This is a genomic window from Haloarcula sp. H-hyl2, from assembly GCF_056934385.1.
The window spans coordinates 635929-661489 of record NZ_JBRIIJ010000001.1 but is presented as its reverse complement, the minus strand read 5'-3'; the positions used below and the strand labels follow the sequence as shown (position 1 = coordinate 661489).

Genomic DNA, 25561 nt, shown 5'->3' with positions numbered 1-25561 from the left:
AATACGTGTCGACGAACGGTCGTGGCGGCAGTGTCGCTACCGGGGTGGGGGGACGAGCCCACGGACGAGCGCCCCGAGCGACCCGGCCAGCAGTGGCGTCAGGACGGCGATACCCACAAGCGGACCCATCCCGAGCGCGCCGGCGAGAGTCCCTGCCAGGGCGAGCCTGGCGAGGAAGACGACCACGACGACGACACCGAATCCGAAGCCAGCGAGGAGGGCCTCACGGAGTCGGGGCCAGCACAGCCCCACGAGCGCACCGCCGGCGACGAGTCCGACCCAGTGAACCGCGCCGAGCGCGAGTCCCACGGCGGCGGCTACCGCCGTCGCCAGGAGTCGGCGTCGCGGGTCGGTCTGGAGCGCGTAGAGCGTATCGAGGAGCGCGCTACTCATCAGTTACCTCCGTGAACCGGATGTCGACTTCCCCGCCGGTCGTCGGCGTCTGCTCACGGTACCGGCCGTCGGCCCACGCCCGAAGCTGGTCGTCGTAGTGGTCGGAGAACGGGCTGCCGTCGTTGCCGCCGGGGATGACCGACAGCGAGGACTCGCCGTCGAACCGTGCGAGCAGGCGGTAGCTGCTGCCGACGCCGGACTCGACCCGGACGTTCCTGACTGTCGCCGGCGACCCGTCGGTCGGGTACCGCGGGTAGTTCAGAAACGACTGGTCGAAGGGGTGGTCGATGTCGGTCCGGTTGTAATCGCCGTACACCTCGTGGCCGGCCTCCTCGATAGCCGCGACCGCGTCGTCCATGGCCGCGGCGATCACCTCGGCCCGGTTTCTGGACTCGCCAGCAGGCGGATCCGTGAACCACCGACTGTCGGACGGGAGCGTCAGCAGCACCCAGTCGTTGGGATAGAACGCGTCGTCGAGCCCCGTGGCCTCGAACGCGTCGTCGAACATCTGCGAGCGGTAGGCGTCGAGGAAGGACGCGAAGACGAGCGCGGCCCGTGAGTCCCGCTCCATCCGGTAGTCCCACCCGTCGAGGTCGTCCGCCGCAGCGCGTGCATCGCTCCCCATCGCCGACCGAGCGTCGAGAATCGTCGGGACGAACATGGCCGCTCGCTCGTCACGGACGTCCCGCTGGACGCGGCGCATGAACTCGGGATCCATCGGTTCGTCGCTCAGCGCGCGCTGGTCGAGAAGATCGTATATGCGCTGGCCCCGCCAGGGAGCGCTGTAGGCCTCCGCGAGGTAGTAGTCCAGTCGGTCGTCGTCGACGATACGCTGGTTCGCCGTCGCGATGTAGTCGGGGTCCAGCACCTGTGGCTTGTCCTCGCTGGCGACGTAGGCGTCGTAGTCCGGGACGCCGTAGGGCTCGTACCCCAGCCACTCGCCCTCCCGTGCCGAACCGTCGAACACCCTGTCGCCGGGGACCGGCTCCCCGCCGGTCCGTCGGCGGGGGACGAGCCCTGTCATGTAGTAGGCGGTGTTGCCCTCGCGGTCGGCGTAGACGGCGTTCTGGGTGGGGTGGTCGAACCGGGAGAGCGCCGCAAGCGCCTCCTCGCGCCCGCCGCTGTAGTTCAGGTCCCGGATCGCCGCCGCGGTCCGGGTGGCCTGGAGCCCGACCCACGCGACGCCGACTCGCTGGCCGTACCGCTCCAGAACGGGCCCGTGGGCCGACTTGCGTACCGTCACACTCCTGTCACGGCCGTCGGCGACCTCGATGGTCCGTTCCGCGACGTCGAACGAGCGCGTCTCGTCGCCGTACCGGTACTGCTCGCCGTCTGTCTCGTAGCGATAGAAGTCGATAGAGTCCGCGCCGGCGTTCGTAAAGCCCCAGGCGCCGGCGTCGTTCTCCCCGATGACGACGAACGGGACTCCGGGGAACGCCACACCACCGACCTGAAGGTCCGGCGCCCGGAGGTGCTGTCGGTACCACACCGGCGGCGCCAGCAGGGTCAGATGGGGGTCGTTCGCCAGCAGCGGTCGTCCGCTGGCAGTATGTTCCCCGGAGACGACCCAGGAGTTCGAGCCGACTCCATCTGGCCACTCGAACGTGGACGTCCAGCGAGCCAGTTCGGGGTCGACGGATCGGCCCGCGGATGGGTCACTTTCCGACCCGCGCCGCTGGAACGTCGCCGACGGGCGGAGAATGGGGCTGTCGTGGTCGAGTCGGTTCGGGTACAGCGAGGCGGCGGCGTCGGCGCCGAGGGCGTCCGCAGCGGCGGCCACCCGGAGCGTCCGGAAACTTCCGGTCAGTCCCCAGCCGATCTGCTTCTGGATGAGCAGGGTGTCGACGGGTGTCCACTCCCGTGGCTCGTAGTCGAGCAGCTGGAACTCCGCCGGGAGCGACCCGTCGTCGGTCGCGTCGGTGACGCCCTCGGCGAACGCCGAGAGGTCGGCCCCTGTCTCGGTCTCTTCGAGTGCGGCCCAGTTCGCCTCCGCGGCCGCAGTGAAATCCATCTGTGCGTGGAACCGATCGGACTCGACGCCCTGTTCGCCGACCGCCGCGGCGAGTTCCCCGCGCATCCGACGGGCGAACAGGTCCATCTGGAAGCGCCGGTCGGTCCCGTGGAGGTAGCCGACGGCGTAGGCTAGCGACCGCGACCCGTCGGCGTCGACCGTCGGAACTCCGTCGTCGTCGTACCGAACGGTCGCCTGTCCGTAGGGGCTCGCGACCGTCGACGGTGTGGTCCGCCGGGCGGCCGTCCAGTAATCGCCGTCGAGCGGCGCGAACCGGTCGAGGAACGACCGTGCCGGCGAGAGGGCGGCCCCGCCGACGCCGCCGGCCAGCACGGCCGAGAGGAGCGCTCTGCGACTCCAGTCCATATCCAGTGAGCGGTCCGGACGAGGGTAAACGTTGGGCGGAACACCCAAGTGCAGGCCCACGAGAGTGACGGGCGGATGCCCGAAGATATCACGACTCGGGTCGTCGCGGCCGTCGAGCGCGGGACGGTCGACGGCTGGTGTTCCCGCGCACAGGTCGAGTCACTGATGGGCGCGACGACGATCGACAAACGGGAGGTCGACCGCGCGCTGAAGCGTGCGACCGCCGAGGGGCGACTCGAACGCGACGGCGATCGGTACCGGATCGTCGAGGACTCCTGATCGGAGCCGGTCCGAGTGTTTATCAACGGGAAGGCGGGACTATCCAATCAGAGAGGCGACAGTGATGTCTAGCGCAACGGAACGGGGGGTGTCACCGATCGTATCGACGGTCCTCATGGTGGCGGTGGTGGTCATCCTCGCGTCGACAGTGTCGGTCGTCGCGTTCGGCTTCGGCGCGCAGGTCGACGATCCGGCGCCGATCGTCGCCCAGTCGAGTGGCGAACTTACCCGCGATATCACTGGTACTTACGTGGACGATCAGGTTGTCAACATCACACACGAGGGTGGAGATACCGTCCCGGTCGAGACACTGGAAGTCGCCGTCGACGCCAGCGACGCCTGCGGGAAACAGGGACGGCTCGTCGACCTTCCGGACAACGCTGTCGGCCACGGTAGCCCCGACCAGATAGAGGGTGACAACATCTTCGACGACGATTCGCCCGACGGAGGCGCGCTCGACCCGACGACGGGCGACGACGAGTTCAGTGCCGGGGACACGATTCGGTTCCGACTGACCAACGGGGCGTGCTCACTGGATGCGGGTGATCAGATAACCGTCCGCGTTATCCACGTCCCCTCGGGCGGTGTGATCATCGAGAAGACCATGAGAGCAGGTTGAGGGCCGTCCTACTCGCCGGCGACGAGGCGGTTGATCGCTCTCGTCTCGTCGCGGACGGCGCGCCACTGCTCGGGTGTTCCCGGGATGTCGTCGTCAGTACGTCCCTGCGCACGGTCGACGTGCTCGCTGAGACGCCGGTGGACCTCGCCGGGGTCGTTCAGCGCACGGAGTGTCAGTTCGGCGCCCTCGCTGCTGGCCGTGTCGACGGTGACGGTTCCGTGGCCGAACACGACGCCGAGAACACCCTGATCGTAGCCGGTGTTCTGTATCTTCCCCAGTGGGAGTTCTGTGACCGTTACCGAGACGATGCCCGTCCGGTGGTACAGCGCGCGCTCGGTCAGGACGTAATGGGTCGTCCGCCGCCAGAGCCACACCGAACCGGTGGGGACCGCCAGGGCGAGTAGCGCCAGCGGCACCCCGACAGCCAGCCCGGTCACGGGTGAGAGTGCCTCGTTCGAGACAAGTCCGAACGCGACGACGCCGACGAGAACAGCCCCGACGAGGCCGGGGGCGAGGCCCTGCAATACGACGCGTTCCCGGGGCTGGCCCTGCCAGACGATTGCCTCCTCGCTGGTCGCTGGATGCCAGTCAGCGGCGCTCATCGGTCCTCGAACTGTCGCGGCTCGGCTTCCAGTGACTGGCGGATCGCCCGGAGTTCGACCAGGATCTCGTCGAGCACGTCGGCCTTGGACTCGCCCTCGGCGTCCTCGCGACTGCCCTGGACCTGCTTGACCTTCCGTGAGAGCTGTTTCTGGACGGCCTGTGGGTCCTCGACGCCCTGTAGTATCATCTCGACGCCGGAGCCACCCGCGGTGCTGATCTCGACGTTGCCGTAGCCCAGCGAGCGCCCGATCGGGCCGGCCGAGTAGGCCGTGTTCTGGACCTTCTCGTACTCGATCTCGGCCACGGAGCGACTGAGGATACCGCTCTTCTTGTAGACGCCCTTGGTCGTGATGACGTAGTCGGTGTTGGTCATCGTCAGGTACCCCCCGAGGATGACGAGCAGGCCGAGGCCGACGAGCGGAATCAACAGGACACCGATGACGTATGTACCGTACAGCGACGTGCTGGAGGGCTGGCCCGACCAGACGATCTCTTCGTCGTCGTCCAGCGTGAGCCAGTCGTATGCGGTTGACATGGGTTCGCGTGTGTCCCCGACCGAGTTCAGTGTTTCCTCAGGCGGTCGTCGTGACCGAGCACGACGAAGCCGCCGGCGAGGACCACCGCGATGCCGAGCAACTGGCGGGCGTAGTCGTCCATACGGCCGACAGCGAACGCGAATGAGGTGAACGTGGCGGTGACACCAACTATGCCCTGCGGTGGCCGTGAGCGAGTGCCGCGACGACAGTCGCGGCCGAGCGAAGACGGGGAAGGGCAGGCTGACCACGGAGCATACCGCGCCGCAGGCGCGGTTTCACCGGCCGCGAGGCTGTGCCGAGCGGCCGGCAGTTTTTCCCCACGTTTTTGCGAGGAGTGGTTCGAGCGCGCCGAAGGCGCGCCTCGAACCCGACGAAGTAAAAAGTGGGTTCCTACATGTACCCGAGGTCGCGCAGGCGCTCCATCAGGTCCTCCTTGTCCTGGGCGCGGCCGGCGCGCTCGGTCGTGTTCTCCATGTCCTGCAGCCAGGCGGGCTCTTCGGCGGACTTGTCCGTGCTGACCTCACTGCCCAGCGAGCGGAAGCCGGCGAAGTACTTCGGCGAGACGGGCACGTCCTCCTTCTCGATGCCCTCGGGCAGGTCGTCCTGGCCCTGCGGGACGTAGCCGTCGTCCGGGTAGCCCTCGACCGTATCCGGCACGACGAAGTTCCAGAAGGCCTCCCAGACGTCGGCCTCGGCGAACTGCAGGATCGGCTGGATGCGGTCGTGGGGCGGGTAGATGTCGGGGTCGTGCCGCGGCGAGAAGAACGTCTCGTCGGCGCGGGACTCCTGTTCGTCCCAGCGAATCCCCGAGAGGATACCGTCGACGTCGTGCTCCTCGATGGTGTCGTTGAGCGCGACCGTCTTCAGCAGGTGGTTGCCGACGTAGGTGTCCAGCAGGAACGGGAACGTGTCCTCCTCGTATTCGAGGATGTTGCGGATGTGGTGCTGGTTGTGTTCCGAGAGGTCCTCGACCGGGATGTCGTCACCCGGTTCGAGGCCGTGTTCGTCGACGTAGTCACCGACGTCGGTGTTGCGCGCCCAGATCACGTCGAGGTCCCACTCGTCGGCCCAGTGCTTCGTGAACTCGATGAGTTCGTCGAAGTGCTGGTAGTGGTCGATGAAGACGACCGGCGGGACCTCCAGATCGAAGCGGTCAGCGACTTCCTTGACGAAGTACAGCGTGAGCGTCGAGTCCTTGCCGCCGGTCCACATGACGACGGGGTTCTCGTACTCTTCGAGACCCTTCTTCGTGACCTCGATGGCCTTCTCGATCTTGTGGTTGACCGTCGGGTAGTCCGCGGGCGACTCGCCCTCGCCGTCGCTGTAGTCGACGTCGAGATAGTCGGGGAACTCGGCTGTCTTGGACATCGTGTAATGAAATGTAATTAGACGCAGTAAGTATTTTTTGCTCCATCGACAGGTGTGTGAGCGAGATACACACCGATCTCGGAGCCGGAGCCCCCTGAATTATTGCCATTCACGTCCGTGGATCCAGTGAGAGATGATCGGTCCCCGATCGCCAGCCCGCGTGATCGCGCGCCGGTGGCTGGCACTGTACGTCCCCGTCGCCGCCGTCATCCTGGGAGTGAGTACGCTCCTCGGGCTCTTGCTCGGGAACGCGATTCCGACCGAATCGCTTCCGACGGCCCCCGAGGGCGGCTCGAACCCGTTTCTCCCGACCGAGATCACGACGTACTCCATCGCCGTCAACAACCTGACCGCCGTGTTCGTCATGCTGCTGGGTGCGGTGTCGATCGGGATCGTCACTATCGTCGGCCTGGTGCTGAACGGTCTCCTGATCGGTGTCGTGGTCGGTCTGGCCAGCCAGGAACTCCCGCTGCTCGTCATCCTCGCGCTCATCGTCCCACATGGCATCATCGAGATCCCGGCGTTGCTCGTCGTCGCCGCTATCGGGCTCCGGTTCGGTCGGTTGACCGTCCGGTACCTCCGCGGGAAAGAGGAGCAACTGGTGACCGAGCGCGACCTCCGTGAGGCGGGGTGGCTCGTGCTCCTGTCCTGCATCCTCATCCTGCTCGCCGCCTACATCGAGGCCAACGTCACGCTGGCGATTGCCGAGCGGGTCGCGGACGGGTCGATCTCGGGTGTCGCCTCTGGGTAGAACCGTTGTGAAGACAGGAGTTCGCACGTCGCTGTCGCTACGGACGAGCAGGACGGAGGGATCGTCTCGGGTGAGAGACAGAGCGGAGGACCGACGACAGAGAGACGGATTCGTGCTGATTGCTGTGGATTCGCTCCGGATCGCGCCGACCACGGGTCAGCGCGCACCGGGAGACCGTCACAACGACCGGTGTCAGTTAATGAATTCGTTGTCCCGCCAGTTGACGCCGTCTTTCTCCTCGTCGTCGCGAGGTTCTTCGGCGACGTTGATGACGGCGGGTCGTTCCTCGCCGTCGACGATCCGGACCGCCTCCAGGTCCTCGTCGACGGACGCGATCGCGGTCAGCGTCCCCTTCTCGGCGATCTTCGCGACTTCACAGAGGACCTCGAACATCTCGTACTGGAGCGCCGTGTTCTGGAGCACGGTCTCGCGGTCGCCCTTGAAACATGCGTACTCGACGAGTTCCGACTCGATCTCCTCTTCCTCTTCTTCGAGTGCGCCCCACTGCGGTCCGCCACCGGCGCTGCCGGTGCTGGCTGCGCCGGGCGGCCCCATCTCGTCGGGGTCCTCCTCGTAGACGCGGTTCTCGGTGACACTGGCTTTGAGCTGTGCAGTCGGCGTGTACTTGCTCATGCTGTCGTCGTCGGCGACAGCACTGACGATGAGCGTGTTGTTCCGCCGGGTGATATCAACGTCAGCGACCGCAGGCGGAAGGTCTGGATCCTCGAAGAAATCGTAGGCGTCTTCGAGTGGCAGTTCAAGTGTCGAATGAAGTCTGTATACGCGGCTGGTCATAGTTGGGAACGTGTGTCGGTGGTCGACGGCCGTCCGCTGACGCTACAGTCACCCTGATGTAGGAGACACTCGCTTATATCATCTGTCCTTCGCCATTCGGCCGACAGGAAGCGGGTCGAATCTGACGAACAGACTGCTTATCCTGATAGTAATTGCTCCTTACGATACGAGCGGGCTCGAAAACACGACGTTCGGACAGTTAATCGTCTGCGGCGGCTGGTTCGGTATCGTCTGTCACGGTAGCACCTTCGATGCTCGGGGGGTACTCCCCGCGGTCGAGGACCAGATCCGAGGCGGGACGGGCCATGCACGTGAGCGCGTAGGACTCACGTTCCTGTTCGGTAAGCCCCCGTGCCGCCGGCTGGACTACGTCACCTTCGATGATCTCGGCAGAGCAGGCCAGACACATCCCCACGCGGCAGGAGTACTCCTGAGCGATCCCCTCTTCCAGACAGCGCGACAGGATCGTCTCCTTGTCGGAGACGGTGATCTCCTCACCCGTCCCCACGAACTCGACGGTGTAGTCGGTCATGCTCGGCCGTTCGGAACCCCGCGACAAAACTCTTTATCGCTTGGCGAGTCAGCGGACTGGGAGGACACGTTCGTGAGTGTCACTCCGACGGGGGGTTCGAGGAGAAAGAATCGGGCCAGCATCGCGTGGTAACGTCGCCCCCCGCCCGCTACGAAGTTCTATGAATTAGTTTCACAAAATTTGATCTGCGACGGCAAGCTTATGCATACAATCGCGCAACCACCCGACAGCCATCCCTATGAGAGTCGATCCCATCCAGACGAACGACGAACTCGTGTCGAGTCTCCGTCGGCATATCGAATCTGCCGAAAGCGAGGTCCTCATCGCGACACAGCCGAAGATGTACGAACGGCTCGAAGACGAGCTCAGACGCTGTTACGAGAGCGGGACCTTCGTCGCGCTCTGTCTGTACGCGGACCCGGAGACGGCGAGCCAGTACGACTTCGAGTCGACGGCCACGCTGGTCCGGGCCTGGGACCAGGAACTGGACACGATGCTGAGTGTCGACCACGAGCGCGGCGTCGTCGGACAGCTACTCGAAGCGGACGAGGAGAAGGAGGACGTCGGTATGGACTACGACACCGAACGCATCTACGGCATGGCGCTCCTGCAGTTCATGTCCCAGCAGTGGGACGAGGGGGAAGAAGTGTACGTCACGCCCGGCCGAGAGTTTCCGTACGAGTGTGCCAACCTCCGGGACGCCGCGGTCAACGCGACGCTCCACCTCCGGCAGGACAACAAGATCGGTTTCGAGGCGGAGGTCCGGGAGGCCCCCGCCGACGACGGCGACACCTGGGAGTCGTTGGAGGGCCAGCTCTCGACGGTCCGGCAGAGTTTCGTCAGCCCGAGTAACAACTCCTTCTTCGGCGAGATCGGCCTCGTCGCCTACGTCGAGGACGAGGGCCGTGTCACGATGGGTGGCACGGGGGCCTACTTCGAGGACTACGAGGCGCGCAACATCACGCTCACCGCGGTCGAGTAGGGCTCGGCGAGGGTGAACGGCACTGCGGCCGGTAACCGCAACCGCCGGCCCCCGTCAGACCGCCTCGACACGGCGAAACAGCGCCGCGCCCAGCACGACCATCAACACGCTGGCGACGACCATCGCCACGAAGTCCAGGACGAGCGACCGCTGGGAGACTCCGACGAGCGCCCCGCGGAGGCCGTCGACGCCGTAGGTCAGCGGGTTCAGATAGCCGACCAGCCGGAGCGGTACCGGGAGGTTCCCGAGCGGGTAGAACGCCCCCGAGAGGAACGCCAGCGGGAACAGCGCGAAGTTGACGATGAGGTTGTACCCCTGCGTGTCCTTGAACTGGGAGGCGATGGCCAGACCGAAGCCGATGAACGTCGCGGCCACGAGGACGAGGAAGACGACGGCGATTCCGACACCGACCAGCGACGCGGGTCGGAACCCCAGGGGGAGTGCCAGCGCCAGGATGAGCAGCGACTGGAGCATCGTGGTCGTCGCACCGCCAGCGATGCGTCCCACGACGATGCCGGTCCGGCTCACCGGTGCGACCAGTATCTCCTTGAGGAAGCCGACCTCCCGGTCCGAGAGGACCGCCAGCCCGGTGAACGAGGCCGAGAACACCATGGTGAACCCGAGGATACCGGGGACCAGATACTCCAGGTAGGTCACACCCGATGGGATCGAGCCGAACTGGACGTCCCGGAAACCGAAGCCGAAGAACACCAGGATGAAGAAGGGGCCCAGCAGGAGGCCGACGACGCGGCTCTTGGCCCGCCAGAAGCGAACGAGGTCTCGGTACCAGAGGCCGTAGACGGCGGTTGCCTCACGACGGAGCCGGCTGTCCTCAGTCATCGTCGTCACCCCCCGGGTCGGGCGTCACTGGCTGGCTCGCAGTCGATTCCGCTTCCGCCGCCGCGACCGTCCGTCCGGTCAGCGAGAGGAACACCCGTTCGAGCGTCGGTCGGTCGACCGAGACGGTGGTGACGTCGGCAACCTCGCTAGCGACGGTGACCAGCGCCGCAACCCGCCTGGCGCCGTCGTCGACACCCACGTCCAGGCCGTCGTCGTGGGCGGTCACCGAGTGGACCCACGACTGTGATCTGATGGTGTCGGCGACAGCGGCCGGTCGGTCGGTCCCGAGTCGGACCACGTCGCCGCCCAGATCCGCTTTCAGTGCGTCGGGGGTGTCCAGCGCGACCACGGAGCCGTCGTCCACGATGGCCACGCGGTCACAGAGGGCGTCGGCCTCCTCCATGTAGTGGGTCGTCAGCACCACTGTGACACCCGCTTCCTCGTTCAGCCGTGCGATGTACTCCCGGACTGTCTTGCGCGTGCCCGCGTCGAGCCCGACCGTCGGTTCGTCCAGGAAGAGGACCGACGGTTCGTGGAGCAGCCCACGGGCGAGTTCCAACCGGCGGGCCATCCCACCGGAGTACTCCCCGACCCGCTTGTCGGCGTCGCCGGCCAGATCGACGAGCGAGAGGACCGTCTCGACGCGCTCGCGGCGGCGCTCGCCGCGAATCCCGTAGAGACGAGCGTGAAAGCGGAGGTTCTCGACGCCGGTCAGTTCCTCGTCGAGTGCCGGTTCCTGGAAGACCACGCCGATGTTCGACCGAACGGCGCCCGGGTCGACGACCACGTCGTGGCCGGCGACACGTGCGCTGCCCTCGCTGGGCCTGAGGAGGGTACACAACGTGTTGACGAGCGTCGACTTCCCCGCCCCGTTCGGGCCGAGCAACCCGAGAATCTCCCCCTCGGCGACGGTCAGGGAGACGTCATCGACGGCGACCAGATCGCCGTAGCGCCGCGTCAGGCCGTCGACCTCGATGGCGTTCATGTGGCCTCGTCAGGCCCCGACAGGCTTGAGGGTTGGTCCCGGTGGGTTGTTACAGGATGCGTACCAGATACCCGTTCGTGTCGGTGAGTTAATACGATAGCCATCTGTACGGACTTGCGACGATGCGCCAGGGAGTGTCACACATGGTATCCAGAAGCGTGCAGACGACTACTGCCGTCGCGGCCAGAGGGAGGCGGTCCGGTGGGCGTCCGTGACCTGTTCTCGGCGACGGCGCCGCTCGACGAGCAGCACCACTACGAGTGCATCGAGTGCGGGGAGAATCTCTCGCCGGGGGACGGGCGGTGTCCGACCTGTGGCGGACCAGTCAGCAGGTACGACGTGACCTGACCGGGACGCTCGATAGACTCCGCGCTACCGCCTCAGTTGAACCGGAGTTCGACGTCCAGCGCCCGCTCCAGCAGCGTCTCCGTGTAGAACTCGGCGGTCTGTTCGGGATGGGTCGCGTCGATATCCCGGACCGTCTGGACGGTGTTGGCGAAGTTCTTGTAGGTCGCCTCGTCGACCATCTGGCCGTCGACGACGACGGCGCCGGTCCCCTCACGCTTGGCGTCGTTGAACGCCTCCACCTTCCGTAGTGCCTCGGTCAGTTCGTCGGTCCGGGGCATGTGGATGCGGTTGGCCTGTGCGGTCTGTTTGGGGTGGAGCGACCACGAGCCGTCGATGCCGATGGTCGCCTCGTGTTCGACCTGGTCGGCGTACCCCTCGGCGTTGTAGTAGGTGACGCCGGCACGCTCGTGGAACAACTGGTCGAAGGGGCCGCCGATGGCGGCGACGCCGGCAGCGCTGGTCTCGTTCGAGAGGGCTTCCAGAAGCCCGTCCCAGCGCGGCCGCTCCCCGTCGAGCGCGCGCCCGCCAAGTTCCGCGGTGTAGTCGACCGGGCCGAAGACGAGCGCGTCCAGTCGCGAGTCGGCTGCGAACTGGCAGATCTCCCGCAGATCGGAGCGGGCCGGTGCCGTCTCCAGGATCATGGCCATCGAGAGCGCCCCGTCGTCGAGGCCGGCGTCGCGCTCGGCCTCAGCGAGGACACCGGCCGCCGCGCGCACGTCGTCGAGGCGGCCGACCTTCGGGAAGACGATGCCGTCGAGATACTCGCCCACGTCGTCGGCCAGCCGGCGGACCTGGTCGCGACCGCGGTCACGGAAGGTGGCGTCGTCGTAGGCCCACTCGACCCGCGGGAGGACGTTCCCGGCGAAGTCGGGCCCGTGCTCGGGGAGGTGGTCGACGATGTTGTCGACGGCCTCGGCCTTCATCGAGGGGGCCGTGCCGTCCTCGATGTCGGGGACGAGCCAGTCGGGTGTCTGGAACCCCTCGCTGGTGAGGCCGGAGACGAGGAACTTCGCGCTGTCGTCGCGGGGGACGGCAGCGGGTGCGGTCTGGAACGTTCGGCAGAGTCGTGTGCGTGTCATCGGGAATCGTGTCGTTGAACGAGAGCGGTACGCCGGCCGCTGTAGACCGGGGTGCGGTGCTGATTGTAGGCCACGTGCTCGAAGGTGACCGCGCCGGCCCGAGTCGGTCCGCTGTCGCCGTCGCAGTCGAGCACGCGGGTGAACCCGTAGACGGTGTCGCCGAGCGTGACGAAGTCGTGGAACCGCTCGTCGGCGTAGCGCCACTCGCGGTAGGTCTCCTCGTCCGAGCGGGCGTGGGCCAGTGCGATGGATCGGGTGACGTCGCCGTAGGCCACGATGTCGCCCGACGGCGAGTCGGCCATCACGTCGCGGTTGTGGTGCTGGCGGGCCGTGTTCAGCGTCGCCAGCGGGAGCCCCGAGACGAGGCCGTCGTCCATCGTCCGGCCGCGTTCGTGCGCGTAGGCGACGGCGGCGTCGGTGGCGTCCGCCCGGTCGAGGGCGGTCCGGAAGTCCTCGAAGTAGCCGCCTTCAGGCGTGACGAGGGTCGCTGGGAGGGACGACTCGTCGTCGCCGTCCCCCGAATCGGTGACGGCGTTGCCCCCGTCCGTCGCGGTCGGTTCGCGCCGTGGAATCATGTTCGTCCGCTCGTAGCTGACCAGGCGGTCGCCGGTCTCGCGGTTCCGACCGATCGTCTCCCAGGTGACGATCCCGTACTCGGGCCGCGAGGACGACGGCGTCGTCTCGACGACGGTCGAGGTGACTGCCAGTTCCGTCCCGGGTCTGGGCGTGCGGTGGACGGTCACGTCGTCGCGCCCGAGGAAGTAGCCGCCCTTCTCCGAGAGATCCTCGACGGTCACGCCCATCACGCAGGCCAGGAGGTAGTCCGGGTGGACCGGAACCCCCTCGAAGCCCCGGTCACGGGCCCGGTCGGGCCGCCAGTAGGCCGGATCGTGGTTGAGCGTCTGGCCCATCCAGTCCTCGCTACCGGACTGAGAGAGCACGAGGCCGGGGTCGTGAGTGAGTTCGTCGCCGGGCGTGAAGAACTCGTAGTAGTGGCCCTTCTCGCGGGTCTCGGCGCGGTCCAGCAGCGTCTCGAACGTCTCGCCGTCCGAGAGGTCCAGCGCGTCGGGGTCGCTCCAGTCGGTCATCGCGGGGTCCCCCCGTCCGACGCCGTCTGGCGGTTCCCGCCACTCGGCCCTCCGGCGGACTCGCTCCCGAGGGTCGCCGCGTCCGACCGGGCCAGCGTCCGCCGCATCTCGTTGGTCACGATCATGAATCCCTCGTCGAAGCCCATGCCGGGTTTCGCGAGCACCTGGGCCGCGTCGGTCGCCAGGGCGACGTTCGCACAGGCCCGCGCGGAGGTGCCCGTCTCGTTGCAGGTCCCACCCAGGTACGCCCTGGTGTCGGTCCCCTCGCAGTACAGGACCGCCTCGGCGGAGCGGTGGATGCCCCCCAGGTCCGGGGTCTTGATCTGGACCACGTCGGCCGCGTTGGCGTCGACGAACGCCCGGACGTCGTCGAAGGTGTTGCACCACTCGTCGGCGACGATGTCCACGTCGACGCCCGCATCGGAGAGACCGTCCCGAAGTTCGGCCATCTGGCGGATCTGCGCGGCCCGGTCGCCGGCGTCCATCGGCCCCTCGATCTGCAGGGGGTACGGCGCCGCGGCCTCGCGCAGCGACTCGAAGTAGTCGACCACCTCCGGACGGTCGTAGGGCGGTCCGAAGACCTTCCCGAGGATGCCGTAGACGTCGACGTGGAACCGCGGCGAGTAGGTCTCGGGACCCAGCTCGTCGGTCCGCTCGCGGAGCCACGCCAGATATTCGACGAGACGCTCCCCTTCGCTTCCGACCTTCTCGACGCTGTTGAACAGGCCATGCGGCAGGACCGGGACGCCCTTGATGAGCATCTTCTCGGCGTTGAGCCGGCGCTCGTCGCCGGACTGTCCGAAGACCGGCACCGGCGTGTCTGCCATCTCTGTCCGGTAGGCTGCGGCGACGACGGCCGCCGGTGTCTGGCCGGTCGCCCGTGCAGCGGCGTTCAGGAGCGCTTGCGAGACGCCGTAGCGGAGCGCGGTGTGGAGGCGCTCGCTGTCCGAGCGCACGGGGTCGAGGTCCTCGACGACGGCGGCGTTCTGGCGGAACATCGTCGCGTCCCGCCCCCGCAGTTCGTCTGCGATCGGGCCCTCGACAACTGGGCGGTACTCGCTGGCCCGGAAGAGCGGATCACGGCCGCCGGCCCCGGAGTACTGGACCGCGGCACAGTCGCCGGTGACGACGGTGCCGTCGACCAGTTCGAGTTCGACGATGAGCGACTCGCCGGCCTCCCTGATGCGGTCGAAGCCCGCGGTCGCCGGCTGGCCGTCGTAGTCGAACCCCTCCTGTGTGGCACCGTCCTTGATCGCGCGCTGGTCGTCGAAGAAGAAGCCCGAGAGGCCCGGAACCGCGCGGACGGCCTCAATCCGCATCGCTGGCACCCCCTCGTGGTCGGCCGATGAGACGACCGTCGCTGATGGCGTCGACGTCGTCGGCGACCATCCGGAACGACTGGTCCCGACCCTCCGTCTCCGCGCGCTCGCCGAGTCTGGCTCTGTGCATCTCCTGGATCTCCGCTGGGAGCGCGAGGTCGCCGAACTCGAAGATGCGGACCCGGCCGTCGTCGTCACGGGCCGGCAGCACCGCCCCGTGAGCGGCGTCGCTGGGCGCGAACGGGACGTCGAGTGCGCCGGAGTCGAAGGCACGGATGACACCCTTGGCGACGTCGCCGTCGCCAGCGTCGCGGACGGCGTCCATGAGCGCGCGGGTCGCCCGCTCGATGAGTTGCTGTTCGTCGTCGATGCCACCCAGGTCGATGTCCTGTTCGATGAGCATATCGATGAGTTGTCGTGTCGTGCGGAGGCCGGCCGCGTTGGCCTCCTTGGTCGGCACCCCCTGGAACTCCTGGGGGGACTTCGTGATGACCTTGTCCGGCTGTGCGACGGCGGCCGTGGCGCCGCCCAGGCCGATGACGCCGTTCGCCCGGGCCTCGTCGGGCGGGAACCCGCCCATCCACTCGTGGAAGACGGTGGTGACCGTCACCGTGTCGGGGAGGTACGCCTCGCCCAGCGAGCGCAGGGCCCGCAGCGCGGCGACGTCCTGGACGAGGTTGCCGACCTGTCCGTAGCCAAGCGTCAGCGAGCGCACGCCCTGTGTCGCCGCGAGTTTCCCCTCGATCAGCATCACCGCGATAGCGATACACGGCGGGACCAGAGTCCCGGTCAGCGGGCCGAACGGCTCGCGGTTGATCGTGACCCCACGCTCGGTGTAGGCGCCACAGAGCCGGTCGACGAACTGCCAGTGTTCGATGGTCGTCGCCAGGTCGTGGCGCTTCGTGTAGGGGATGTTGTACGAGATGGGGCCGCCCTCGAAGCTCTGGAAGCCCCCGGCGAGCGTGACCATTGCCAGCAATCGCGCGTCCGGGGTCCCGTGGCGGACTTCGATGGGAGCGTCGAGCGCCCGGACGAGCCGCCGGCAGTCCTCGACGCCGTGGTTCACCGCGGGGAAGCCGTTGAGTTCGTCGGCCTCGCCGTTGCGGGAGGCCGCGAGTCCCTCTTCGGCTTTCTCGTACTCGTTGTCACGCGTGTAGGAGTCGATAGTCGTCGGGAGCAAGTCGGCGCCACCCTCGTCCTGGAGGTACTCCAGCAGCGATATCTGGTCTTCCAGGCAGGGGACGCCGGCGCGTGGCTGGAGGAGCGGCTGGTCGGCCGTCTCCAGCACACGGGCGAACCGCTTCCCGGCCGGCAGCGACTCGTGGAAGGCGATGGCCTCCTCGAAGTCGACCTGGCGGCCGGTGTGCCAGTTGTCCCGCAGGTCGTTGGCGATGCGCTGTAGCTCGTCGGCTGCGAGCCGGCTGTCTGTGGGCATCGCTCAGCCCTCGACGCTGACGCGGTCTGTCTCAGCCGTCGTCAGCTCAAGATCCTGCCGGAGCGCCGCGATGGCGTCCTCCGGGTCGGTTTCGGCGTCGAAGACCCGGTCGAAGCCCATCTCGCGGAACGTCCGCCGAGTCTCCTCGAAGTCGTCCTGCCCGACCGCGAGGTTGCCGCCGACGTAGGTCCAGACGTCGAGTCCGGCCGCGTCGAGACGGTCGTGGAACCCCTCGCAGTCCTGCCGGGCGTGCCCGTAGAGCGAGGAGACCAGTACAGCCTCGGCGTCGTGCGCTTTCGCAGCATCGACGAACTCGGCCTGTGACGTCTGGACGCCGAGGTTGACGACCTCGAAGCCAGCGGCCGAGAGCGCCTGCTCGAGAATCGTGATACCGACGACGTGTGCGTCGGAGCCAATCACGCCGAGGATGACGGTCCGGGGCATGTACTCGATGGTGGTGGAGGGGGAGAGATAAAGTTAATGGTCTATAATGATAAAATGTCCTTATACAATCTATAATGATTTATCACCAAAGTTTATCACCCCCACTCTCCTCGCCTCGACCATGGGTGCGCTTGCCGACCTGCGGGTGCTCGACCTGACGCAGGTCCTGGCCGGACCGTACTGTACGATGCTGCTCGCGGACATGGGCGCGGACGTCGTAAAGGTCGAGCGACCGGGCGGGGACCTCATCCGCTCGAACCCACCGTTCGTCGAGGACAGCGAGGCCGAAGCCTACGGCGGCTACTTCCAGAGTGTCAACCGCGGGAAGCGCTCGCTGGAACTGGATCTGCGGACCGACGACGACCGTGCGGCCTTCCTCTCGCTCGTCGAGCGAGCGGACATCGTCGTCGAGAACTTCAAGGCCGGAACGATGGAGCGGTTCGACCTGGGCTACGAGACGCTGCGCGAGCACAACCCGCAGTTGATCTACTCCTCGATCCGGGGGTTCGGTGACCCGCGCACGGGCGAGACCGAACGCCAGGGCCAGCCCTCCTTCGACCTCATCGCACAGGCGCTGGGCGGCGTCATGGAGATCACCGGGCAGGAAGATGGCCCGCCGACGAAGGTCGGGCCGGGTGTGGGCGACATCTTCACCGCTGCGCTCAACGCCGTCGGCATCCTCGCGGCGGTCCACCACCGCGAACGGACGGGCGAGGGACAGTACGTCGACACCGCGATGTACGACGCGATGGTCTCCCTCTGTGAGCGGACCGTCTATCAGTACTCCTGTGACGGCGAGGCGCCGACGCGACAGGGCAACTCCCACCCCACGCTGTTCCCCTACGACGCCTTCGAGACGGCCGACGGCTATGCCGTCGTCGCCGCGTTCTCGGACGGCCACTGGCGGACGCTGTGCGAGGCGATGGACCGTCCCGACCTGGCCGCCGACTACCCCGACACCGCCTCACGGCTCGCGAACCGCGAGCCACTGCGTGCGGCCATCGCCGAGTGGACGCGCCAGCACGAGACCGACGCGATCGTCGAGTTACTCGACGGCCGTGTCCCGGCCGCGCCGGTGCAGACGACCGCGGACGTCTTCGAGGACCCCCACGTCCACGCTCGGGATATGCTCGCCGACGTCTCCCAACCCGGCGCTGACGGCGAGATGACCGTCGCCGGCAGCCCGATCAAGATGACCGAGACGAACCCGCGACCCCGCGGCCGGGCGCCGATACTGGACGAGCATCGAGCGGAGCTGCTGGACGAGCAGGCACCGAATAGCGATCCGCGGCCCGCAGAGAGCGACGACTGAACGAAGATCGCTCTCGCCAGTAGTTCGTGGCCACTACTTTTGTCCCACCCGGGAGTCGCCTCTGCTAGATGCTCGTCGAGGTAGCACTGTTCCTGGTCGGGCTGGCGGCACTCGTCGTCGGCGCCGACCGCGCGGTCACGTCGAGTGGCGACCTGGCGCTGTACTACGGCGTCTCGCCCTTTTTCATCGGTGTGACCGTCGTCTCGGTGGGGACCTCCGTCCCGGAGATGGTCACCTCCATCTACGCCGCCTACTACGGCGCGGGCGATCTCGTCGTGGGGAACATCGTCGGTTCGGAGACCGCCCAGATCACGCTGGCGATCGCGGTCGTAGCCTTCATCGCGCCGTTCGTCGTCGAGCGCCGCTCCGTACTGGTCTACGGGACCGCGATGATCCTGGCGATGATCATCATGATCCTCACGCTGGAGGACGGACTCATCAACCGCTCGGAGGGGCTGCTCATGATGCTCGCGTACGTCCAGTTCATCTACACGCTCTACACGAACGAGGGCGGCGAGGAAATCACCGAGGAGGTCATCGAGGAGCCACGAACGCCGCGCGAGACGTTCCCCTGGATCATCGGCGGCCTCGCGCTCGTGGTCGTCGGCGGGCAGTTGATGGTCACGAACGGCGTCGCTCTCGCCCGACTGTTCGGGACGCCGGCGTTCCTCGTCGGCCTGCTCACCGGCCTCGGGACGACGCTGCCAGAGATCGTCATCGCCGGCATCGCCGCCTACGAGGGGCGCAGCGGCATCTCCGTCGGGTCGATCCTCGGGAGCAACATCACCGACCCCGTCTTCTCGCTTGGCATCGGCGCGGTGTTCTTCGACGTCGTGGTCGCCGACCCCGCCGCCATCCGTCCCTCACTGCTGTACATGCTCGCGGCCTCCATCGCGGTCCTGGGGCTGTTCTACTGGCGCCGCGGCATCGACCGCCGGGCCGCCGTCGTCTGTCTCGCTCTCTATCTGCCGAGTTTCGTGGTGTTGTGAAGACAGCGATGCAGATCGACCATACAGCCACGCACCAACCGACGGAGCCTTCCACGTCCGTCAGCCGGTCGACTTACCAACACGGGTGGGACTGAAAGGGGCCGACCGTTCGACTCGCCCGGACGACGCAAGCACTGGACCGAGCGAAGCGAGGGAAGCGCGCAGCGAGTCCCGGCAGTCGAACGGGAGGGGGCTTTCAAGCTGTATACCGTCCCACCAGGGAGAGTCGCTAGCGAACCCGGCGGTTCAAATAGGACGACGCCCAACCCCGTCTCGATGCGAGAGACGGCCTCGACCGGCGACGAGTCCTGGCGCGAGTACTTCGGGTTCGAGGAGCCGTACGCGAACCAGGCAGACGCCGTCGAACGCGCCATCGAGGCCGGCAAGTCCCGGGGCTTCCTCGCGATGGAGGGCCCCTGTGGTACCGGGAAGACGATGGCGGCGCTGACGGCCGGCGCCCACCTCGTCCGCGAGACGGAGTTCTACGACCGGATCCTCGTAGTGACGCCGGTCAAACAGCAACTCCAGCAGTTCGTCGACGACCTGCGGACGCTCAACGCGGGCATCGAGGAGCCACTCGACGGGATCGCGCTGGTCGGCAAACGGGACCTCTGTCCGTACGGCCGCGAGGGGAAGTTCCCCGAGGACGCGAGCACGCACGACCGCTGTGAGGACCTGCGGGAGGCGACCGCTCGCCTCGTCGAGGACGACGGCCGAAGCGGCGGCGCGGCCGTCGCCGAGACAGCCATCCAGCCCGAGGTCGACGACGAGGACCAGTGGTGGGACCCCCGGAAGGGGCAGGACCTCGCTGCCGCCGCTCGGCCGGACGCGACGTCCCAGACCAGACTGGGCGAGGACACGCTGGCGACGGCGGGGGCTGCCTCACCCTATCGCCCCAGCCAGCCCACCGCGCCCGAGTCGATGGCCGAGGGCGACGACCCGCCGCTGTACTGCCCGTTCGAGGCCGACTGGTACGCCCGCAACAAGGGCTCGCCCGTGGACTTCTCGGCCGGGCCCGAAAACGTCGTCACCATCGACGACTATCTCCCGGCGGCCACCGAGCGAGGTACCTGCCCGCACCGGGTAATGAGTGTGATGCTGGAACGGGCCGACGTGATCGTCGGGAACTACAACCATCTGTTCGACCCGGGCTCGCGCCCGCTGCTGTCGGGACTGCTCGACGACTCGACGTTCGTAGTCGTCGACGAGGCCCACCGCCTCGAAGAGCGGGTCCGGGACCTGCTGTCGGACCGTCTGGGCAAACAGACACTCGTCCAGGCCCGCAACGACTGCGACCTGCTGGTCCAGCGCGCCCAGCAGAGCGCCGACCACAAGGAGCAGGTCCGTGAGGTGCTCTCGGCCCGCGAGGTACCCCTGGACGCCGTCGACCAGGCACGCAAGTTCTACGACGACCTCGTTCGCTGGCTCGACGACCGCGTCGAGTCGTTCCTCGACGCCGAACACGAGGGGTGGCGGGCCGACCCGGCGATGCTCCCCGAGCGAGACCGCGAGATTCCGCTTCGCGACCCCGAGACCGTCGAGCGGGACGAACTCACCGAGTGGGCCGAACGGAAGGGCTACGACGGCGGCGTCTGGCGGACGCTGGCCCAGGTCGGCGCGGCCGTCGAGGACGCCATCGATCAACTGGGGTTGGCCCGCCAGCCGGTCTGTGCCGCCGTCGGCGTCCTGGCCGGCCACTGGTGGGAACGCGATCACAGTACCTTCCTCCGGGAGATCGAACTCGAACACTCGCCCGCCCAGGCCCGGCAGACCGACGCCGACTACGAGGCCGTCTACACGCCAGGGTTGCTCTGTTACAACTGCATGCCGGCGACTGCGCTGCGAGACGTCTTCGAGGACCTCGGCGGCGGCGTGCTGATGAGCGCGACCCTGGAACCGCTGGACGTGTTCACCCGCGTCTCGGGGCTGGACGCGCTGGCCGCGGACAACGACGGCACGGGAGACGGGTCGGACGGAAGCGACGACGAGTTCCGGCCGGTCCGCTCGACGACCTACGATCTGCCGTTCCCGCCGGAGAACCGAGCCTCGTATCTCGTCGACGCCACGCCATTCACGGCCCGCAATCGCGGCGACCCCGAGTCGATGGAACCGCTGGGCGAGGAGTGGAACCGGACCCGCGACGAGTACGCCCAGGCCCTGCGGGCGCTTGCGCGCTCGCCGGGCAACGTCATGATCGCGATGCCGAACTACCGGGAGGCCGCCTGGGCGGGGGCCTACCTCGACGGCGCGGTCGAGAAACCGGTCCTCGTGGACGAGGCCTCCAGCAACGAGGCCACCGAGGAACGCAAACAGCGGTTCTTCCGCGGTGACGGGAAAGTCCTGGTCACGTCGACGCGCGGGACCCTGACCGAGGGTGTCGACTACGACGGCGCGAAACTGTCGACCTGTGCGGTCGTCGGCGTCCCGCTCGTGAACATCGGCTCGCCCCGCGTACGTGCAGTCCAGCGGGCCTACGGCGACGCGTTCGGCGAGGACGTCGCCTTCGAGTACGCCCTGACGGTCCCGGCAGTGCGTCGGGCCCGCCAGGCCATCGGTCGTGTCATCCGCGGGACCGAGGAGGTCGGCGTCCGTGCGTTCGTCGGCCGGCGCTATACACCAGAGGCCCGGCATTCGGTGTTCCCGTATCTACCCGATGGCGAGCGCACAGAGTTCACGCGGATGACACCCGAGTTCCTCGCGGGACAACTCGACACGTTCTGGCGTGATCGCGGCTGACGCTCCGATTTCGACACCTGTCGCTGACCCGGACCATGTCGCGGGCAACAGAAAACATATGGTCATTGAGGAAAGTTTTCAACGAGATGCCCGAGTGTCAGAATTGCGGTGAGTTCGTTACGGAGCAGTACGTACGGGTGTTCACACCCGAGGCAAACGAGGCTCACGGGCCACGCGTTTGCCCCAACTGCGAGGACAAACTCCGGGACGGTGCCGAGGTCCGCGAAGCCCGCTCCTCCAGGCAATAACGCGGTCTGTTTTCGGGACATACTCAAGGGAAGCGGCGCGTATCCCGCCCATGAACGATCACGAACTCGATGTCGAGGCTGTCGACAGCATCGACGCGCCGGCCGGCGTCGACGCCGCCGAGTACGTCCTCTACGGCGGCAAGGGCGGCGTCGGGAAGACGACCTGCGCGGCGGCGACGGCGCTCGCGTCCGCCCGTGACGACACCGCGACACTCGTCGTCTCGACGGATCCCGCACACTCCCTGTCGGATACGCTCGATACCGACATCCCGGCGACGCCGACGCGGATCCGCGAGGATATCCCGCTGTACGGCGCCGAGATCGACCCCGAAGCCGCCGTCGGCGAGGGGCCGCTCGGGATGGACGACGACGCACTGGGCGGCCTCGGACAGATGCTCGGCGGTGACGGGCCGATGGGTGGAAACGGCCCCATGGGCGCCGAGGGCGCGGCCGGCGAGGACGTCATCGGCGGCGAGGGTGGCCTGCTCGGGGGCTCGATGCCCGGCGCCGACGAGGCCGCGGCGATGCGCCTCCTGCTGGACTACGTCGACGACGACCGCTTCGACCGCGTGGTCATCGACACGGCGCCGACCGGCCACACGCTCCGGCTGCTGGAACTCCCCGAGACGATGGACTCGATGGTCGGGAAGATCCTCCAGCTCCGCGAGCGCTTCTCCGGGATGCTCGGGAACCTCACCGGGATGTTCGGGGGGAGCGAGGACGAGGTCGACGCAGAGCAGGGCATCGAGGACCTGCGGGAACTGAGCGACCGCATCGAACACCTGCGTGGCATCCTCCGTGACCCGACCCAGACAGACTTCCGGGTCGTGATGGTCCCCGAGGAACTCTCCGTCGTCGAGTCCGAGCGCCTGCTGGGCCGGCTCGACGAGTACGGTGTCCCGGTCAGTACCGTCGTCGTCAACCGCGTGATGCAGGATCCCAGCGAGGTACTGGGCGAACCGGTCGACATCCCCGGACCGAACCACTCGGAGTGTTCGTTCTGTGCCCGCCGGTGGGACGTCCAGCAGCGGGCGCTGGCCCGCTCGCAGGAACTGTTCCAGGGTCACGACGTCCGCCGGATCCCACTGTTCGCCGAGGAGGTCCGGGGCGAACGACTGCTGAACGTCGTCGGCGCCTGCCTGGACTGAACTCGGGACCTCAGCCCATCAACTGCCGGAGCAGACCGAACGCCGAGTCACGCCACCGTTCGGGGACGTAGTCGGCGAGCAAGAGGAGTTTCGCGCCCTCGCCGACGGGGTAGCGTGGCTCCGGATCGCTCGTGCTCGCGGCGTCGCGGATCGCGAGCGCGACCGTCTCGGGCGTGACGCCCAGCGCGTCCTGGACGCCGGTCAGCCGCGAATCCTCACGCGCCCGGTAGAGCCAGTCGTAGGCGCCGCTTGCGCTCGCTGGCTCCTCGGCGGGTTCCTCGGGCCCGTCGCGGATCGGACCGGGCTCGACGACCACCACGTCGACGTCGAAGGCGTCCGCTTCGACCCGGAGCGCGTCGCTCAGTCCCTCCAGTGCGAACTTCGCGGCGGCGTCGGCTCCCCGTCCGGGCGTCGAGAGCCGGCCCGTGATGCTGGAGACGTTGACCACGGTGCCGTTCTCGCGGGCCCGCATGTGGGGCAGCGCCTCGCGCACCAGCCGGTGTGGTCCGTAGACGGTGACGTCGAACTGCTCGTGGAGCTGTTCGGTCGAGACGTCCTCGACGGCCCCGAACCGGGAGATCGCGGCCGCGTTGACCAGGCAGTCCAGCCGCCCTTCCTGGTCGACGAGGTCCTCGACGACCCGCTCGCACTCGCGGGCGTTCGTCACGTCCAGTTCCGCTGTTTCACAGCCCTGTTCGGCAAGGTCCTCGACGTCGTCCTCGTCGGGCGCGGTCGCCCAGACGGCCCAGTCGTCGGCCAGGAAGGCCTCGGCCGTCGCCGTCCCGACCCCCGAGGACGCACCCGTGATCAGCACCGTCTTCGCCATTGTCTGTCCGGGGGGACACGCCGCGGGCAGTTAAGCACACCCGGTCCTGCGCCCGAGGACACACCGTCAGCGGAACGCGGTCGGACGTCTCATTACAGGGACAGGTCTTTACGGATAGATACACAGGTGTTGGTAGATGGCCCACGATGCTGGCTTCGGCGACGACCAGGCACCGCCCACCGAGCCGGACCAGCGAGCGATCAACGACCTGTCTGGGGATCTCGAACGGATCGACCTCTCACCACACGTCGCGTTCTTCTATCGTTCACCCGAGACACAACTGAAAGTCGCCACCACGTTCGTCCGTCACGGGCTCAGACAGGGGTATCGCTGTCTGTACTTCTTCGACACGAACACCGAAGAGCGGGTCCTCACAGCACTCCGGTCGACGGACGTCGACGTCGACACGAGACTCGACGCGGGCGACCTCCAGATCCGTAACGGCGTCGACGCGTACGGCGAAGCCGGCTTCAGCCCGGAGAGCCTGATACAGCGACTCGAAGACGCCTGCCGGAAGAGCCGATCTGACGGGTACGATGAGCTCTGGGTCGCCGGTGAAGTGTCGTGGTGTTTCCACACGGACCTCTCGTACGACAACGTCGTCGGCTTCGAGGCCGACTTCGACGCGGCGAGTCGGGACCTCCCGATGAAAGCCCTCTGTCAGTACGACCTGAACCAGTTCAGCGAACAGTCGGTGGCCAAGGCACTCTGGACGCACCGACACGTCATCTATCGGTACACGGTCTGTGAGAACCCGTACTACATCAGGCCCGAGCGGTTCCGGGAGATGTCCGACGGCGCCCTCGACACGCAGTTGCTGCTCGAACAGATGCACGACATCACACAGTCCGATCGCCAGGTCGCCCGGCAGGAACAGCGGCTGTCCGTCGTGAACCGGATCCTGCGCCACAACGTCCGGAACAACCTGCTGGTCATCCGCGGGATGGCGGATCTGGTAGCGCAGTCCGACGACGTCGCCGACGAACACCAGGAGAACCTCTCGACGGCCATCACGAACGCCGACGAGATAATCGACATCGCAGAGAAGGCACGTGAAGTCGAGCAGACGATCGACGAACCGGCGCTGCGGACCGTGGACCTCGACGACATCCTCGATTCGGTCACCGAACAGATAACAGCGGTCTACGGGGAGGCCGATATCGGCGTCGACAGTGAGTCGACAGCGACGGTCGTCGCGGACGAGAACATCGACACCGCGCTCGTTGAACTGTGCCTCTACGGGGTACAGGATCAGGACAGAACACCGCCGAGGTTGGATCTCACCGTCGGGCCGACGTCCCCGGAGACGATCTGTATCGAGTTGTACTATGATGGTGGCCCGGTACCCGAATCGGACCGACGCGTCCTGACGGAGGGCATCGAGACGCAACTGAACCACTGTCACGGGCTCGGCCTCTGGCTCGCGAAGTGGATCGTCGAGAACAGCAACGGTCGGTTAGGACTCCCGGAAGACGGGCGTCCGCAGGTGGTCGTCGAACTACAGCGAGCTGTGGGTGTCGACGACTGAC

The 25561-nt window shown here is 67.2% G+C and carries 26 protein-coding genes; 11 read left to right on the top strand and 15 right to left on the bottom strand.

The window, feature by feature from the left end:
* Positions 1 to 36 precede the first annotated feature (36 nt).
* Positions 37 to 393, bottom strand: a complete 357-nt coding sequence (locus Hhyl2_RS03500; protein ID WP_483549342.1) for a hypothetical protein — start codon at positions 391 to 393, stop codon at positions 37 to 39.
* Positions 386 to 2770: a penicillin acylase family protein gene (locus Hhyl2_RS03495; RefSeq protein WP_483549341.1), complete on the bottom strand. Its 2385-nt coding sequence runs from the start codon at positions 2768 to 2770 to the stop codon at positions 386 to 388. Before Hhyl2_RS03495 ends, Hhyl2_RS03500 begins: the two co-directional genes overlap by 8 nt.
* A gap of 75 nt (positions 2771 to 2845) precedes the next feature.
* Here Hhyl2_RS03495 and Hhyl2_RS03490 point away from each other — a divergent pair, with 75 nt between their 5' ends.
* Positions 2846 to 3049 (top strand): hypothetical protein, encoded by a 204-nt coding sequence (locus Hhyl2_RS03490; protein WP_483549340.1) that lies wholly within the window; start codon positions 2846 to 2848, stop codon positions 3047 to 3049.
* Between the two features lie 64 nt (positions 3050 to 3113).
* Complete coding sequence (locus Hhyl2_RS03485; protein WP_483549339.1) at positions 3114 to 3668, top strand: type IV pilin domain-containing protein; 555 nt, start codon at positions 3114 to 3116, stop codon at positions 3666 to 3668.
* 8 nt (positions 3669 to 3676) lie between these two features.
* Here the strand turns inward: Hhyl2_RS03485 and Hhyl2_RS03480 are convergent, their stop codons facing one another.
* The 3 genes from Hhyl2_RS03480 to Hhyl2_RS03470 form a co-directional block, all read right to left on the bottom strand.
* Entirely contained in the window at positions 3677 to 4270 is a 594-nt protein-coding gene (locus Hhyl2_RS03480) for a PH domain-containing protein (RefSeq protein ID WP_483549338.1), read from the bottom strand.
* On the bottom strand, positions 4267 to 4806 hold the full coding sequence (locus Hhyl2_RS03475; RefSeq protein ID WP_483549337.1) for a PH domain-containing protein: 540 nt from the start codon (positions 4804 to 4806) through the stop codon (positions 4267 to 4269). Before Hhyl2_RS03475 ends, Hhyl2_RS03480 begins: the two co-directional genes overlap by 4 nt.
* 391 nt (positions 4807 to 5197) lie before the next feature.
* Positions 5198 to 6175 (bottom strand): phosphoadenosine phosphosulfate reductase family protein, encoded by a 978-nt coding sequence (locus Hhyl2_RS03470; protein WP_483549336.1) that lies wholly within the window; start codon positions 6173 to 6175, stop codon positions 5198 to 5200.
* Between the two features lie 133 nt (positions 6176 to 6308).
* Here Hhyl2_RS03470 and Hhyl2_RS03465 point away from each other — a divergent pair, with 133 nt between their 5' ends.
* Positions 6309 to 6926, top strand: a complete 618-nt coding sequence (locus Hhyl2_RS03465) for a stage II sporulation protein M (RefSeq protein WP_483549335.1) — start codon at positions 6309 to 6311, stop codon at positions 6924 to 6926.
* A 192-nt stretch (positions 6927 to 7118) separates the two neighbouring features.
* Here the strand turns inward: Hhyl2_RS03465 and Hhyl2_RS03460 are convergent, their stop codons facing one another.
* Both Hhyl2_RS03460 and Hhyl2_RS03455 read right to left on the bottom strand, forming a co-directional pair.
* A complete protein-coding gene (locus Hhyl2_RS03460) occupies positions 7119 to 7721 on the bottom strand; it encodes a DUF7110 family protein (protein ID WP_483549334.1) in 603 nt (200 codons plus the stop codon).
* 199 nt (positions 7722 to 7920) lie between these two features.
* Positions 7921 to 8253 (bottom strand): 2Fe-2S iron-sulfur cluster-binding protein, encoded by a 333-nt coding sequence (locus Hhyl2_RS03455; protein WP_483549333.1) that lies wholly within the window; start codon positions 8251 to 8253, stop codon positions 7921 to 7923.
* A 238-nt stretch (positions 8254 to 8491) separates the two neighbouring features.
* On the opposite strand from Hhyl2_RS03455, the gene Hhyl2_RS03450 reads away from it, so the two are divergent.
* A complete protein-coding gene (locus Hhyl2_RS03450) occupies positions 8492 to 9235 on the top strand; it encodes a TrmB family transcriptional regulator sugar-binding domain-containing protein (protein WP_483549332.1) in 744 nt (247 codons plus the stop codon).
* Positions 9236 to 9289: 54 nt separating this feature from the next.
* Here Hhyl2_RS03450 and Hhyl2_RS03445 read toward each other — a convergent pair whose 3' ends face one another.
* Both Hhyl2_RS03445 and Hhyl2_RS03440 read right to left on the bottom strand, forming a co-directional pair.
* On the bottom strand, positions 9290 to 10075 hold the full coding sequence (locus Hhyl2_RS03445) for an ABC transporter permease (protein ID WP_483549331.1): 786 nt from the start codon (positions 10073 to 10075) through the stop codon (positions 9290 to 9292).
* Complete coding sequence (locus tag Hhyl2_RS03440) at positions 10068 to 11060, bottom strand: ABC transporter ATP-binding protein (RefSeq protein ID WP_483549330.1); 993 nt, start codon at positions 11058 to 11060, stop codon at positions 10068 to 10070. Before Hhyl2_RS03440 ends, Hhyl2_RS03445 begins: the two co-directional genes overlap by 8 nt.
* 201 nt (positions 11061 to 11261) lie before the next feature.
* On the opposite strand from Hhyl2_RS03440, the gene Hhyl2_RS03435 reads away from it, so the two are divergent.
* Positions 11262 to 11408 (top strand): hypothetical protein, encoded by a 147-nt coding sequence (locus Hhyl2_RS03435; protein ID WP_483549329.1) that lies wholly within the window; start codon positions 11262 to 11264, stop codon positions 11406 to 11408.
* Positions 11409 to 11440: 32 nt separating this feature from the next.
* Here the strand turns inward: Hhyl2_RS03435 and citE are convergent, their stop codons facing one another.
* Genes citE through glmS form a run of 5 tightly spaced genes read right to left on the bottom strand, consistent with a single transcriptional unit; the run spans position 11441 to position 16773 of the window.
* Positions 11441 to 12487 (bottom strand): L-malyl-CoA/beta-methylmalyl-CoA lyase, encoded by a 1047-nt coding sequence (gene citE / locus Hhyl2_RS03430; protein WP_483549328.1) that lies wholly within the window; start codon positions 12485 to 12487, stop codon positions 11441 to 11443.
* On the bottom strand, positions 12484 to 13575 hold the full coding sequence (gene mch, locus Hhyl2_RS03425) for a 2-methylfumaryl-CoA hydratase (RefSeq protein ID WP_483549327.1): 1092 nt from the start codon (positions 13573 to 13575) through the stop codon (positions 12484 to 12486). The genes citE and mch overlap by 4 nt, the downstream gene beginning before the upstream one ends.
* Positions 13572 to 14894 (bottom strand): methylaspartate ammonia-lyase, encoded by a 1323-nt coding sequence (locus Hhyl2_RS03420; RefSeq protein ID WP_483549326.1) that lies wholly within the window; start codon positions 14892 to 14894, stop codon positions 13572 to 13574. The genes mch and Hhyl2_RS03420 overlap by 4 nt, the downstream gene beginning before the upstream one ends.
* Positions 14884 to 16329, bottom strand: coding sequence for a methylaspartate mutase subunit E (locus tag Hhyl2_RS03415; RefSeq protein ID WP_483549325.1), 1446 nt, complete (start codon positions 16327 to 16329; stop codon positions 14884 to 14886). The genes Hhyl2_RS03420 and Hhyl2_RS03415 overlap by 11 nt, the downstream gene beginning before the upstream one ends.
* 3 nt (positions 16330 to 16332) lie before the next feature.
* A complete protein-coding gene (gene glmS, locus Hhyl2_RS03410; RefSeq protein WP_483549324.1) occupies positions 16333 to 16773 on the bottom strand; it encodes a methylaspartate mutase subunit S in 441 nt (146 codons plus the stop codon).
* Between the two features lie 121 nt (positions 16774 to 16894).
* Here glmS and mct point away from each other — a divergent pair, with 121 nt between their 5' ends.
* The 5 genes from mct (at position 16895) to Hhyl2_RS03385 (ending at position 23206) form a co-directional block, all read left to right on the top strand.
* A complete protein-coding gene (mct, locus tag Hhyl2_RS03405; protein WP_483549323.1) occupies positions 16895 to 18085 on the top strand; it encodes a succinyl-CoA:mesaconate CoA-transferase in 1191 nt (396 codons plus the stop codon).
* 68 nt (positions 18086 to 18153) lie between these two features.
* A complete protein-coding gene (locus Hhyl2_RS03400) occupies positions 18154 to 19074 on the top strand; it encodes a sodium:calcium antiporter (protein ID WP_483549322.1) in 921 nt (306 codons plus the stop codon).
* A gap of 276 nt (positions 19075 to 19350) precedes the next feature.
* Positions 19351 to 21810: an ATP-dependent DNA helicase gene (locus Hhyl2_RS03395; RefSeq protein ID WP_483549321.1), complete on the top strand. Its 2460-nt coding sequence runs from the start codon at positions 19351 to 19353 to the stop codon at positions 21808 to 21810.
* Between the two features lie 86 nt (positions 21811 to 21896).
* A complete protein-coding gene (locus Hhyl2_RS03390; RefSeq protein ID WP_284009774.1) occupies positions 21897 to 22058 on the top strand; it encodes a DUF7563 family protein in 162 nt (53 codons plus the stop codon).
* A 50-nt stretch (positions 22059 to 22108) separates the two neighbouring features.
* A complete protein-coding gene (locus Hhyl2_RS03385; protein WP_483549320.1) occupies positions 22109 to 23206 on the top strand; it encodes an ArsA family ATPase in 1098 nt (365 codons plus the stop codon).
* A gap of 10 nt (positions 23207 to 23216) precedes the next feature.
* Here the strand turns inward: Hhyl2_RS03385 and Hhyl2_RS03380 are convergent, their stop codons facing one another.
* On the bottom strand, positions 23217 to 24032 hold the full coding sequence (locus Hhyl2_RS03380) for an SDR family oxidoreductase (protein ID WP_483549319.1): 816 nt from the start codon (positions 24030 to 24032) through the stop codon (positions 23217 to 23219).
* 136 nt (positions 24033 to 24168) lie between these two features.
* Between Hhyl2_RS03380 and Hhyl2_RS03375 the strand changes: the two genes are divergently transcribed.
* Positions 24169 to 25560: an MEDS domain-containing protein gene (locus Hhyl2_RS03375; protein WP_483549318.1), complete on the top strand. Its 1392-nt coding sequence runs from the start codon at positions 24169 to 24171 to the stop codon at positions 25558 to 25560.
* The last annotated feature ends 1 nt before the right edge of the window (position 25561 follow it).